Here is a 12,457-nt window from a genome sequence, read left to right on the forward strand (position 1 = left end):
AAAGCTTTTCGCTTTTTTGTTTTTATATACTTCGTGAGATGCCGATGTGCATGGGCATGACTAGTGTAAAATGTGTTTTAAAGTACAGCAACGACAATCTTGTCCGGCCGGGATAATTATATAATCTTATCTTTGCCATCCTAAAATTCAACGTATGAAAGTATCCGCATTAGCCGAAAATTTAAGCGGGTCGGAAATCATCAAGATAGCCGGCGAAATAAACGAACTTAAAAAACAGGGGCAGAACATTGCCAATTTAACCATAGGCGATTTCGACTCGAATATTTATCCTATCCCCACTGAATTAAAGGAAGGGATTATAGACGCATACAATCACAACCAAACCAACTATCCACCTGCCGACGGTGTGTTAGCCCTGCGCGAAAGTGTATCAACCTTTCTTAAAAACCGCATGGGGCTGGAGTATGCGCCCAATCATATCTTAATTTCGGGCGGCTCGAGGCCGCTAATTTATGCAGCTTACCTGGCACTTGTTGATCCCGGAGATAAAGTGATTTTCCCTACTCCATCATGGAACAACAACCATTATTGCGATTTGCTTAGTGCAGAAGCGGTACTTGTTGAAACCAAGCCCGAGAATAATTTTATGCCAACGGCAGAGGAACTGCGCCCGCACTTAAAAGGCGCAACCTTACTGGCATTATGCTCCCCGCTTAATCCAACGGGAACTATGTTCAGCAAAAAGGACCTGGAAGAAATTTGCGACCTGGTAATTGCCGAGAACAAAAGTCGCGGCGACGACGAAAAACCGTTATACCTGATGTATGACCAGATTTATTCGCAGTTAACGTTTGGTCAGCACCAGCATTTTGACCCGGTTACTTTAAGGCCCGAACTAAAAGATTACACCATATTTATTGATGGTGGATCGAAATGTTTTGCAGCTACCGGTGTACGTGTTGGCTGGGGCTTTGGTCCGTCTTTTATAATCGACAACATGAAGGCCATTGTAGGTCACATGGGTGCATGGTCGCCAAAGGCAGAGCAGGTTGCCATGGCTGCTTACCTTAAAAATGAAGAATTTGTAGATACTTACCTTGACGAGCTGAAAGGCAACGTACAAGCCAGCCTGAATACCTTACACCAGGGTTTTCAAAAACTAAAAGCCGAAGGCTATAGCGTTGACTCAGTTGAGCCAATGGGTGCCATATATCTTACCATTAAAATAGATTACACCGGCAAAACTACGCCAGACGGACAGGTTTTAAACAATAGCGCCGATGTAAATTTTTACCTGATCAAACATGCCGGTGTGGCCTTTGTACCGTTCTCGGCATTCGGTACCGGCCATGATGTAAATTGGTTCAGGGCATCGGTAGGTACGGTAACTTTAAGCGAAGTAGAGCAAATGATGCCGCGCATTGGCGAAGCACTTGCCAAACTGAAATAAGCACATTAAACCAAAGGGCGCAAACTTAGCGCCCTTTTTTGCATTATAATATTATGCCCAATGGAACCCTTTTTTTAATCCCGGTACCTCTTGCTGACGACGCTGCTGCAAAATCTTTTACCCCGTATCTGGTTAATACCATCAATAGTATTAAAGAGTATATTGTAGAAAATGAAAAAACAGCGCGCCGTTTCCTGAAGGAAGCGGGCCTAAAAACTCCGCAAAGCGAATTGATTATCCATGATTACGGCAAGCACAACCGCGACCAGGGATTAAAAGCATTTTTTAAGGGCCTGCTGGCCGGCAACGATGTTGGCCTGATGAGCGAGGCTGGCTGCCCCGGCATTGCCGACCCGGGAGCAGATATTGTTGCCGAAGCGCATCGTAAAGGTATAAACGTAGTACCATTGGTAGGGCCAAGCTCGATATTGCTGGCATTAATGGCTTCCGGGTTTAACGGGCAAAGCTTTACCTTTCATGGTTACTTACCAATTGATAAGGCAGAACGAGCAAACAAAATTAAACAACTGGAAAACCTGGCCGAGAAGGGCAAGCAAACCCAACTTTTTATTGAAACGCCTTTCCGTAACGATAGTATGCTGCAGGATGTATTAAAAACCTGCAAGCCCAACACCCGTCTTTGCATAGCCTGCGATATAACCGCATCTACAGAATTTATCAAAACAAAAACAATAGCCGAGTGGCAAAACCAAGTGCCTGATCTGCGCAAGCGGCCGGCAATTTTCCTGCTATTCCACGCCTGATGATATGCTTACCCTGCCGCAACATACCAGTGTATTAATTGTGGGGGCCGGGCCTTCTGGTTTAATGATGGCTGCGCAGTTGTTGCGCAATGGCATACTACCCGTTGTCATCGATGCTAAAAAGGGGCCCACAGATCAATCCAAAGCGCTTGCAGTACAGGCCCGCTCAATTGAAATATACAGGCAAATGGGCATTGCGTCTTCCGTTGTTGAGAACAGCAAACAAGCCGGTGCATTATCTTTTAATATGGATGGTAGCGAGCTTGCACATTTCAACCTGATGGAAATGGGCAACAACCAAACGCCGTTCCCTTACATCACGCTGTATCAACAAAGCAAGAACGAACGCCTGCTGCTTGATTATCTTACCCAAGGTTGCCTGCCCGTTTATTGGGAAACGTCGCTTTTGTCTTTAAGTCAAGACAGTAAGTTAGCCACCGCTGTTTTACAACACGCCGGGAATAACTATACTATAACTTGTGATTATGTTATTGGTGCCGATGGTGCCCACAGCCTTGTCCGTAAACAGGCAGGAGTGGCCTTTAACGGCGATACTTACCCGCACCGCTTTTACCTTGCCGATGTAACGCTTGCCAGCAATATGGACGGGCAAACCATTTCACTTTTTTTAGCCCGGAACGGCTTTGCCGGATTTTTCCCGCTGCCCGAAGAAAGGAGCTTCAGGATTGTGGCGAGCCTGCCGCCAGGATTTGAGACGAAAGAGGAGATTGAACTAAATGAAGTGCTACCACATTTGCAAAATATTACAGCGCGCGATGTATCGATCAGCCATGTAAATTGGTTCACAACATACAAGTTACACCATCGCATGGCCGATAAGTTTAACGAAGGCAGGTGCTACCTTATAGGGGATGCGGCGCACATCCATTCGCCGGTTGGGGGGCAAGGAATGAATACCGGTTTGCAGGATGCCTATAACCTTGCCTGGAAATTGGCAGCTGTTATAAAAGGCGAAATCAAGCCAGCTATATTGCAAACATACGCGCAGGAACGCATGCCGGTAGCCAAACAACTCCTCAACACAACCGACAGGATCTTCAATCTCATCACATCTGGCAGTTGGCTCGGCAATTTTGTAAAAGGAACAATTATGCCCAGGGTGTTGAAGTATGCCTGGAAAAAGGAGAAGATACGCAACCAGTTTTTTAAGCGTACATCGCAGCTCATTATCAGCTACCGTGACAGCAAAATAAGCCTGCAACTAGGGCACGATACCAGAGTTAAAGCCGGCGACCGACTCCCCTACCTCGAAATATTTGACGAGAAAAAGCAAATTAAAACAGACATACACGCATGGTGCAGCAAACCAGGCTTTACGTTGATAACGCTTGGTGATATCAGGGAAGAGTTTCTATTTACCATAGCCAAGTGGATAACGCAAAACTACCAGGGTAGCCTTAACTTTTTCCACCTGCCTCAATCGGCCAAAAACAAACATGTGTTTGATGTATTAGGGCCTATGCCCGGCGGTCGCAGGGCTTTAATAGTTCGCCCGGACATGCATATTGGCTTTGCAAATGACCTGGTTGATATTGGCCAGATGGACAAATACCTTAAAACCATAGTAGGCTTTAATTAATCACTTGCCCATCCATCTGCGGGCGAAATCAATATAGGAATCGCTAATTGGCAGCTCTATAGTGGAAAGCTTTACCCGCCGGTTTTGCATAGAAATGATTTTGCCTACCGGCACGATGTAACTGCGGTGAATACGCTGAAATTTATCGGCAGGCAACTTTTCCAATACTCTTTTCAGCGGCATAAGGGTGAGTATAGTTTTTGAGAACTGAAGATGTATCTTAATATAATCTTCCATACTTTCGATATACTCGATATCCCGCAGGTTTATCTTAACCATGCGGTACTCGGAGTATACATACAGGCTTTCGTCATCCTGATTGCCAGCGATTGCATTTTTATATTTATGATAGTCAAGGGCTTTTTCAATTGCCTTACCAAAACGTTTTACATCTATGGGTTTAAGTAAATAATCAATTGCCTCAAGCTCAAATCCCTCAAAAGCAAAATTTTTGTATGCTGTAGTAAAAATAATCATCGGCGGGTTTTCCAGTCCACGCGCAAGGTCTATTCCGGTGATATCAGGCATATTGATATCCAAAAAAAGCAAATCGACGGTATGTCTTCCAATATACTCAGCACCAGACACGGCATCCTCAAACGTTTGTACCATTTGCAACGCCGGAAATTTCAATACGTAATTTTTAATCAGCTCAAGGGCCAAAGGCTCGTCATCAATAGCTACACATTTTAATTGCATATTATTTAGCATGGCAGTTTTAACAGAACGCTAAATTGCTTTCCGTCATTATCAATATAAAGTACATGTTCTCCGGGGTATAAATGCTCCAGGCGCTTTCTGGTATTAGCAATGCCGATGCCTGTGCGTTCAATATTTTCCTTGCGGTCAAAAACAGGGTTAACGCAGGTAAATAACACATGGGTATCTTCTACCAAAATATTTATATCTATATCGCCGTCATGTTGCTTGCTTACGCCATATTTAAAAACATTTTCTACAAATGTCATAAATAGTAAAGGCGCAATTTTTTTATTACCAGTATCGCCGTTAACAGTGTAAGTCACTGTAGTTTTATCGCCGAGGCGCAAGCGCTGTAAATCAATATAATTCTCAATACAATCTATTTCGGCCTGTAAGCTTACAAAGTTGGCACTTACATCATCGGTAACATAACGCATAATGTTTGATAGCTTCATGATGCTTTCGGCAGTATTGGTATTGTTTGTTACAGCCAGCGTATAAATGTTGTTGAGCGTATTAAACAAAAAATGCGGGTTTATCTGCGCTTTTAAAAAAGATAATTCGGCGCTGGCCTTATCAGCTTCCGCGCTTAAAACGCGCTGCTCAGTAACCTGCCACTGTTGTACGGTTTTGGTTGCAGTGCTTAGCGCCATAATCATCAGGAATATAAACAAGCTGTTAATGTCGAGGTGCTTCCTTCCGTTTGGCGGCATCATCCCCGGGCCAGGCGGCATTCCGTTAGGCCAGGGTATATTATTTGGCGGCGTATTACCCGGCGATGATTGCTGCACTTTGTTATTGATTGAAGGTGGCGGAGGCGGAGGCATTGTACCACCGTCGCGTTGACCAGGCGTCATAGGACCCATATCGGGCGGCATATTTGAACCTTGCATACCAACCTTAAATACTTCCATACGGCTACGCAAAAGTTTATCATAAGGTTTCACGTTAAATACCAGGGCAAACAATATAACAAGCACCAAGGCATAATTTAGGTACTGGCGCGTAAGAAAAAAACGCGGTATAAGTACTAAGGCGTTTAAGTAGAAAAGAGTAATATAGGTAATAGAAAAGAGCCAATAGAAAGGTGATGTAAGCAAAACAAATATACTGGTTGAGCCATCCCTGCTATTTAAAAACAACAAGGGCAGCGCCATAAACAGCAGCCAGCCAGCTATATGGATTATTACCGAAAAGGTTTTTAAGCGTAACATATTCAAAGTAAGCTATTACTACTTAATTCGTTAGCCAGTGTATCGGTAATGAGGTGGTTTGTATAGATAAAACTTAACCGTGTATGGTTTCGCTTTTGCCGTAGTTTTGAATTACGGTTGCTTCGAATGCTAAAAACTCGGCCCAGCGCTTATCAACATCTATTTCAACAGCATACTTTTTAGCCAGTCGAATAAACATCGCATAATGTGTTGCTTCGCTTACCATCAATTCGTGATAAAATGCAGACAATGCCTCATCATTAATGTTTTCAGACAATACTTTAAACCGCTCACAGCTGCGCGCCTCAATCATGGCCGAAAACAACAGTCTATCTATCAACTGCGCCTCACGGCCGCCGCCAATGATTATAAACTTGCGCAGCTCGTTTACATAGTTGTCTTTACGTTCGCGACCAAGGGTAAAGCCCCGCTCAATTATGATATCATGCACTCGTTTAAAATGATCCATTTCTTCCTGCACAAGCATGGCCATCTCCTGCACTAGGTCGCTCAGGTTTGGGTTTTGCACAATAAGCGTTATGGCATTGCTGGCAGCCTTCTGCTCACAAAAAGCATGGTCGGTAAGTAGTTCTTCAATATTACTTTCTACCACGTTCTTAACCCAAAGCGGGTCGGTAGGCAGTTGCAGTTTAAGGATGGTTTTCTCGCTCACAGTGCAAAGATAGGAAGAATGGGAATATAGTTTATTGTCTATATATCAATAGCAGAGTTGCGGCCTAAGCTTCGAGAATGGTGATGGATAGTTAAAATTATGATAGTTTTATTATCGGCAATATCGTAAATAATGCGATAATTTTTAAATACAAGCTCACGTGTAAACTCATCGTCCGAGTATTCGAAAACCTTACCCCGATATGGATGCAGCCGCAATTTTTTTATTGCATATCTAATGTCATCGATCTCCTTTTTAGCATACCTTACAGAATCTCGACTAATAAACTGATAGATATCTTTAAGATCGCGAAAAGCTATACGCGAGTACTTGATCTTTAGTTCCACTTGTCAATTTCAGCATCCAATTCCTCGTCGGTCAAATAATCACCACTTCCAACTTGTTGCCGAGCTGATTCAATTTTTTGTAAAAGGATCACCTCTTCAACTAATTCATCAACAGAGAAATTTTCAGGCATATGATCAACCAACTCTTTTACTTTATCTTTCGAAAGCATCGTAAAACTCCTTTTAGTAAATATACAAACTAACGCTTATACAAGCTCTTGCTTTCAATAAATTTCAGCACAGGGTCTGGCACGAAGTATTGAACGTTCTTCTTTTCGAGAATTGATTTTCGGATGAAAGTAGCCGAAAGTTCCATCTGCGGGGTCATGGTAATGGTAACCGCAGGTTCAGACGCTAGCTCGGCATTTTCATAACCGGGGCGTGGGTAAACGTAAATTTTATAATCGCGCAGTATCAACTTATAATTTTTCCACTTGTGTAACGTAGCAAGGTTATCTGACCCCATGATCAAAGCAAACTCATGCTCGGGATGCTTCTCCTTTAAAAATGCCAGCGTATCAATGGTGTATGATGGTTGCGGCAATTTAAGTTCAACATCGCTCACGCTAATATTTTCGGCATTCTCGGTGGCCAGCTTAGCCATTTCTAACCTGTCGTAAGTATTTATAAGATCACCAAATTTTTTGAAAGGGTTCTGCGGTGATACAACGAGCCATACCTTGTCAAGCGAGGTGTGATTAGCCATGTAGTTGGCGATAATTAAATGCCCTATATGTATTGGATTAAACGAACCGAATAGTAAACCTATCTTCATAGTTTGCAGTTTTTAGTAAGCAGTTTGCAGCATTTCTATTTTAAACTTACATAGAACCGAACTTTTCCGGATTATTGATCATGTAATGAATAAGTTTACCCACTTCATTAGATTGATCATTCATTCGTGTAAATTCCTCTTCAGAAATATAGTTACAAGCAAGAGAAAATTCCAGCCATCCTTGTGTTTCACTATTTTCCATATCAGCATCAGTTAGTTTACTGATGAAATGATTAGGATATCGACGTTTTCTGTATGCCTCTACGGTACAAATATTCACAGACCTTGACGAACGCCTGATTTGATCTGTTAAAGAAAATGTTTCTTCTTTAGGAAACTGCTTAGTTATGGCAAATACTTCCATAGCTAAGGCGAAGCTCTTTTTATATAGGATAAGATCTTTGTAGGTTCCCATTCTCTAACAACGCACACTGCAAACTTAAAACTGCAAACTGCCTTCTACAAAATCGCTAACCAGCTCCTCAGCTTCGTTGCAAGCTGTTTGAAGATCGTAATTTTTAAGGATTATATCAAATTGGGGTGCGTAATTCAGCTCTTTTTCGGCTTTTACAAAGCGTTCGGCCAGTTTTTCGGGGCTATCGGTGCCGCGACCGGCAAGGCGTTCCTTCAACACGTCTAACGATGGTGGCTGCACAAATATAGCTAAGGCTTGTTCCTGGTATTTGCGTTTAAGGTGCATGCCGCCTTCAACATCAATATCAAATATTACAACTTTGCCCGCTGCCCAAATGCGTTCAATCTCTTCGCGCAGGGTGCCGTAAAAAGTACCAGAATAAACCTCTTCAAACTCGACAAATTGCTTCTTGGCTATTCGGTGCAAAAACTCCTCTTTGCTAATAAAGTAGTAATCTTTGCCGTCTTGCTCATCGCCACGGGCAGGGCGTGTAGTGGCCGATATAGAAAACTCCAGGTTGGGTATTTTACCCAGCAGGTGGTGTACAATAGTTGTTTTACCTGCGCCCGACGGGGCCGAAAATATAATGAGTTTACCGTTTTGGCTCATGGTTAATAGTTCATGGTTCATAGTGGTTGATAGTGTTGCTGCTCGCTATTAGCTATAAACCATTATCTATGATCTTTATAATACGTTCAATAATTGTTCTTTTATTTTTTCAAGCTCTTCCTTCATGCCCACTACCAGTTTCTGCATGTTGGCATCGTTGGCTTTTGAGCCAAGGGTATTAATCTCCCTGCCTATTTCCTGCGATATAAAGCCAAGCTTTTTGCCGTTTGCATCAGCATTGGCAAGGGTTTCTATAAAATAGTTGCAGTGCGCTTTAAGGCGTGTTTTTTCTTCTGTTATGTCCAGCTTATCTATGTAGTAAATAAGCTCTTGTTCGAAACGGTTCTTATCCACGGTTTCTGCACCAACAGCCTCGCTTAAAAACTGATTAAGACGTTCACGTATAGCCGGTACACGGTTCGGCTCTTCCACTTCAACCAATTCCAGGTTTTTCAGGATGATACCAATACGATGCTTAATATCCCGCTCAAGTACGTTACCTTCCTGCGCCCTGAAATCCTGGAAAGCCGATAACGCTTGCTGAAAAGTTTTATCTACCGTTTTCCACTCATCATCAGATATGGTATCCTCATCGTATTTAACAACTTCAGGCAAACCCAAAGCCAATTGAAGTAAATTACCCCCTGGCTCGTTAAGTTCTTCACTTACGGATTTTAACTGGTTATAATAGTGTTTCAATAACTCCCTGTCAATACCGGCTGCTTTAATGGCCGAGCCGGTTTGCTCAACATTAATGGAAAGATTTACTTTACCACGTTCAATCTGCTTGCTGCACTCGGTACGTAACTGAAATTCTTTTTCGGAAAATATTTTGGGCAGACGTAACGAAAGTTCAAGAAATTTGCTGTTAAGGGACTTTATCTCAACGGTGTATTTAACATTGCCTGAGTTGGATGTGGCAATACCATAACCGGTCATGGATTTTATCATGCGCAAAGATAATGATTTTGCCCGATTGGTAAATTGCACATCTTGCTTTAGGCATTCATCCACAAGGCATTGTTATTTAGCCAACGGTGCTAACGTTAGCTTATACTTTTAAAGCTCAATCAATCTTAACACTTTTTTACATTTCGAAACCAATACAATGCATAGCTTTGGCGTTATACAACTGTATTGAAACATATCATTCTCATCATATCAATCATTTGCTTCAGCATAGCACGCCTAAGCGCACAACAGGCCGCAACAGCGAAAGGCTCGATATTTAAAAAAATATCAAACGATCGCCTTGGCGGAGTGCTCATCAGCAACAAAAACAAAAAAACTGCTACCATTGCTGATAACCTTGGCAACTTCACTATCAAGGCCGACAAGGGTGATAGTTTACAATTTGAACTGAACAGGTTTACACCGCAGATACAGGTTGTTAACGGCTATGACATGATAGTGTACATGCAACCACAGGTAAGCCTTAACGAAGTTGTAGTACGCGGGCAAACCAAAAAGCAGGGACTAAACGAGGTGCAGGAAATTTACCGCAAAAAGGGTTTATATTACGATGGCAAGCCACCCGTATTTTCTTTTTTTACAAACCCCATAAGTAGCTTTTACGAACTATTTAGCAAGGATGCAAAAAACTTACGCCGCTTCCAGGCATTTGCTAAAAATGAAGCAGAGCAAACTGCTGTCGACAGTAAATACAATAAGTCGCTGGTGAAACGTATTACAGGCGCCAATGACTCTGTTGCCACAAAGTTTATGGAATATTATCGCCCACACTACGACGAGGTAAAAACCTGGAGCGATTACGACCTGATTAAAAGAGTAAAGCGTGCCTGGGACGGTTATTTGAAAAACAAAGCCAGGGTAGTTGAGAAACCACTTAGTTTAGAAGGGCAATAGATTAGTGGGCTGTTATTAGTTATGTGTTAACTGTTAAGGTCGGTAATGATTTTAACATTCATCAAACAATAATTAATACCTGATACCAAACTATATCCCTAATGCGGTGCAGGCTCGCTCGGCAGCCAATTTCTCGGCATTCTTTTTACTGAACTCTTTACCCGCTCCCATTACTTCGCTATCAATAATAGCCTGCACGGTAAACAATTTGGCGCTCTCCCCTTCCTCATTGGTTACCACATCAAAGCTGATATCCTTACTATGGCGTTGACACCATTCAATAAGTTTGCTTTTAAAGTTGGTTTCGGTTTGCTCAAGGGTGTGGATATCGATATGCGACTTGATGATGTAGTTTACCAGGAAGTTTTTAGTAAAATCATAACCTTTATCCAAGTAAACAGCACCAATAAGAGCTTCGAAGGCGTCGCCCAACAATGAACCCTGGCGGCCCGACTGCATTATTTTGCTATCAAACTCGATAAGCTTATCAAAACCAAGTTTACGTGCGAGTGCGTTAAGATTATTGCGGCTTACAATTTTAGAACGAAGCTCCGTCAAAAAACCCTCGTCTTCATAAGGGTACATTTTAAAAAGCACTTCTGCCACTACGCTGCCCAAAACGGCATCGCCCAAAAACTCGAGGCGCTCGTTACTGTTCTTTACACCCTTCTTGATGTTTTGCGCAACAGATTTGTGCCTGAAAGCCAAACGGTATAAAGACAAATTGCCCGGCACGAAACCGAGCAAATTCTTTAAAACCTTTACATACTTCCTGTTGGGAGATAGATATAGCTTATAAAAGCGACTTATAGGCATTCAAGACTAATTATTCCTGATACTTTTTAAATATAACAGAAGCGTTGTGGCCACCAAAACCGAAGCCATTGCTTTGCGCTACATTTACCACGCGTTTTTGCGCCTGGTTAAAAGTAAAGTTTATTTTAGGGTCAAAAGCCGGATCATCGGTAAAGTGGTTGATGGTAGGCGGAATAATATCATTTTTAATTGCCAGGATAGCGGCAATAGCCTCAACAGCACCTGCAGCACCAAGCAAGTGGCCTGTCATAGATTTTGTTGAGCTGATATTTATCCGGTAAATTTCATCGCCAAATGCATCGCTGATGGCTTTTACCTCTTGCGGGTCGCCAATAGGGGTTGACGTACCGTGCACGTTAACATAGTCAATATCAGCCGGTGTTAAACCAGCATCTTCAAGTGCAGCTTTCATTACCAATGATGCACCCAAACCATCCGGATGCGGCGCTGTCATGTGGTAAGCGTCGGCACTCATGCCACCACCCACCATCTCGGCATAAATTTTTGCACCGCGAGCTTTCGCGTGCTCCAACTCTTCCAGGATAATAGTGCCTGCACCTTCGCCGGCAACAAAGCCGTCGCGGTCAAGGTCAAACGGGCGCGATGCTGTAGCAGGATCCTCGTTACGGGTACTAAGGGCGTGCATAGCATTAAAGCCGCCAATACCTGCTTCGTTGATGATTGCTTCAGACCCGCCGGTAATAAACATATTGGCCTTGCCTAAACGCAAATAATTGAAAGCATCAATTAATGAATTGTTTGATGATGCACAGGCCGATACTGTAGTAAAGTTAGGGCCGCGCAAACCGTATTTTATTGAAATATGACCCGGCGCTATATCGGCAATCATCTTGGGGATAAAGAACGGATTAAATTTTGGTGTACCATCGCCTTTGGCAAAATTTACTACCTCATCTAAAAATGTTTTTAAACCACCAATACCCGAACCCCAGATAACACCAATACGGTTAGTATCGAGTTTTTCAAAATCAAGACCGGCATCTTTAACAGCTTCCTCTGTCGAGAATAAAGCGTATTGCACAAACGGATCCAGCTTACGAGCCTCTTTGCGGCCCAAAAAACCTTCCGCGTCAAATCCTTTTACCTCACAGGCAAATTTGGTTTTGAAGTGGGCTACGTCAAAACTCTTAATAAAGGCAGCGCCGCTTACCCCATTGATCAAACCGTTCCAGTAATCTGCAACAGTGTTACCAATCGGAGTAAGCGCTCCAAGCCCGGTTACAACAACTCTTTTAAACTCCATT

The 12,457-nt window shown here is 42.8% G+C and carries 15 protein-coding genes; 4 read left to right on the top strand and 11 right to left on the bottom strand.

The annotated features are described in order from the left end of the window. Positions 1 to 154 precede the first annotated feature (154 nt). From FPZ43_RS05410 to FPZ43_RS05420, 3 genes are read left to right on the top strand one after another with little or no spacing between them, the layout of a single operon-like run. On the top strand, positions 155 to 1,411 hold the full coding sequence (locus tag FPZ43_RS05410) for a pyridoxal phosphate-dependent aminotransferase (protein WP_146380840.1): 1,257 nt from the start codon (positions 155 to 157) through the stop codon (positions 1,409 to 1,411). Between the two features lie 53 nt (positions 1,412 to 1,464). Further along, on the top strand, positions 1,465 to 2,175 hold the full coding sequence (locus FPZ43_RS05415) for an SAM-dependent methyltransferase (protein ID WP_146380841.1): 711 nt from the start codon (positions 1,465 to 1,467) through the stop codon (positions 2,173 to 2,175). Between the two features lie 4 nt (positions 2,176 to 2,179). Beyond that, positions 2,180 to 3,775 (top strand): FAD-dependent monooxygenase, encoded by a 1,596-nt coding sequence (locus tag FPZ43_RS05420; RefSeq protein ID WP_146380842.1) that lies wholly within the window; start codon positions 2,180 to 2,182, stop codon positions 3,773 to 3,775. On the opposite strand, the gene FPZ43_RS05425 is transcribed toward FPZ43_RS05420, so the two are convergent. The 9 genes from FPZ43_RS05425 to FPZ43_RS05465 all read right to left on the bottom strand — a co-directional run bounded on the left by FPZ43_RS05425 (position 3,776) and on the right by FPZ43_RS05465 (position 9,461). Further along, positions 3,776 to 4,474, bottom strand: a complete 699-nt coding sequence (locus FPZ43_RS05425) for a LytR/AlgR family response regulator transcription factor (RefSeq protein WP_146380843.1) — start codon at positions 4,472 to 4,474, stop codon at positions 3,776 to 3,778. A 5-nt stretch (positions 4,475 to 4,479) separates the two neighbouring features. Next, positions 4,480 to 5,691 (bottom strand): sensor histidine kinase, encoded by a 1,212-nt coding sequence (locus FPZ43_RS05430; RefSeq protein ID WP_146380844.1) that lies wholly within the window; start codon positions 5,689 to 5,691, stop codon positions 4,480 to 4,482. A gap of 73 nt (positions 5,692 to 5,764) precedes the next feature. Then, complete coding sequence (miaE, locus tag FPZ43_RS05435; protein WP_146380845.1) at positions 5,765 to 6,364, bottom strand: tRNA-(ms[2]io[6]A)-hydroxylase; 600 nt, start codon at positions 6,362 to 6,364, stop codon at positions 5,765 to 5,767. Between the two features lie 38 nt (positions 6,365 to 6,402). Further along, positions 6,403 to 6,711, bottom strand: coding sequence for a type II toxin-antitoxin system RelE/ParE family toxin (locus tag FPZ43_RS05440; RefSeq protein WP_146380846.1), 309 nt, complete (start codon positions 6,709 to 6,711; stop codon positions 6,403 to 6,405). Further along, positions 6,702 to 6,881, bottom strand: coding sequence for a hypothetical protein (locus tag FPZ43_RS05445; RefSeq protein WP_146380847.1), 180 nt, complete (start codon positions 6,879 to 6,881; stop codon positions 6,702 to 6,704). The genes FPZ43_RS05440 and FPZ43_RS05445 overlap by 10 nt, the downstream gene beginning before the upstream one ends. A gap of 29 nt (positions 6,882 to 6,910) precedes the next feature. Then, positions 6,911 to 7,486 carry a nicotinate (nicotinamide) nucleotide adenylyltransferase gene (gene nadD / locus FPZ43_RS05450; RefSeq protein ID WP_146380848.1) on the bottom strand — a complete coding sequence of 192 codons (576 nt, stop codon included), beginning with the start codon at positions 7,484 to 7,486 and terminating at the stop codon, positions 6,911 to 6,913. 46 nt (positions 7,487 to 7,532) lie between these two features. After that, positions 7,533 to 7,901, bottom strand: coding sequence for a four helix bundle protein (locus FPZ43_RS05455; RefSeq protein ID WP_146380849.1), 369 nt, complete (start codon positions 7,899 to 7,901; stop codon positions 7,533 to 7,535). A 24-nt stretch (positions 7,902 to 7,925) separates the two neighbouring features. Further along, on the bottom strand, positions 7,926 to 8,531 hold the full coding sequence (gene gmk / locus FPZ43_RS05460; RefSeq protein ID WP_391563962.1) for a guanylate kinase: 606 nt from the start codon (positions 8,529 to 8,531) through the stop codon (positions 7,926 to 7,928). A 54-nt stretch (positions 8,532 to 8,585) separates the two neighbouring features. Then, entirely contained in the window at positions 8,586 to 9,461 is an 876-nt protein-coding gene (locus FPZ43_RS05465) for a YicC/YloC family endoribonuclease (RefSeq protein ID WP_261380991.1), read from the bottom strand. Positions 9,462 to 9,647: 186 nt separating this feature from the next. Between FPZ43_RS05465 and FPZ43_RS05470 the strand changes: the two genes are divergently transcribed. Continuing rightward, a complete protein-coding gene (locus FPZ43_RS05470) occupies positions 9,648 to 10,376 on the top strand; it encodes a hypothetical protein (protein WP_146380850.1) in 729 nt (242 codons plus the stop codon). A gap of 90 nt (positions 10,377 to 10,466) precedes the next feature. On the opposite strand, the gene rnc is transcribed toward FPZ43_RS05470, so the two are convergent. Together rnc and fabF are read right to left on the bottom strand one after the other, a co-directional pair. Beyond that, entirely contained in the window at positions 10,467 to 11,192 is a 726-nt protein-coding gene (gene rnc, locus FPZ43_RS05475) for a ribonuclease III (RefSeq protein WP_146380851.1), read from the bottom strand. 10 nt (positions 11,193 to 11,202) lie between these two features. After that, the gene (gene fabF / locus FPZ43_RS05480) at positions 11,203 to 12,456 is read right to left on the bottom strand and encodes a beta-ketoacyl-ACP synthase II (protein ID WP_146380852.1); all 1,254 of its coding nucleotides are present in this window, start codon (positions 12,454 to 12,456) and stop codon (positions 11,203 to 11,205) included. Position 12,457 lies beyond the last annotated feature (1 nt).

The sequence above is a fragment of the Mucilaginibacter pallidiroseus genome, assembly GCF_007846085.1.
GTDB lineage: Bacteria > Bacteroidota > Bacteroidia > Sphingobacteriales > Sphingobacteriaceae > Mucilaginibacter > Mucilaginibacter pallidiroseus.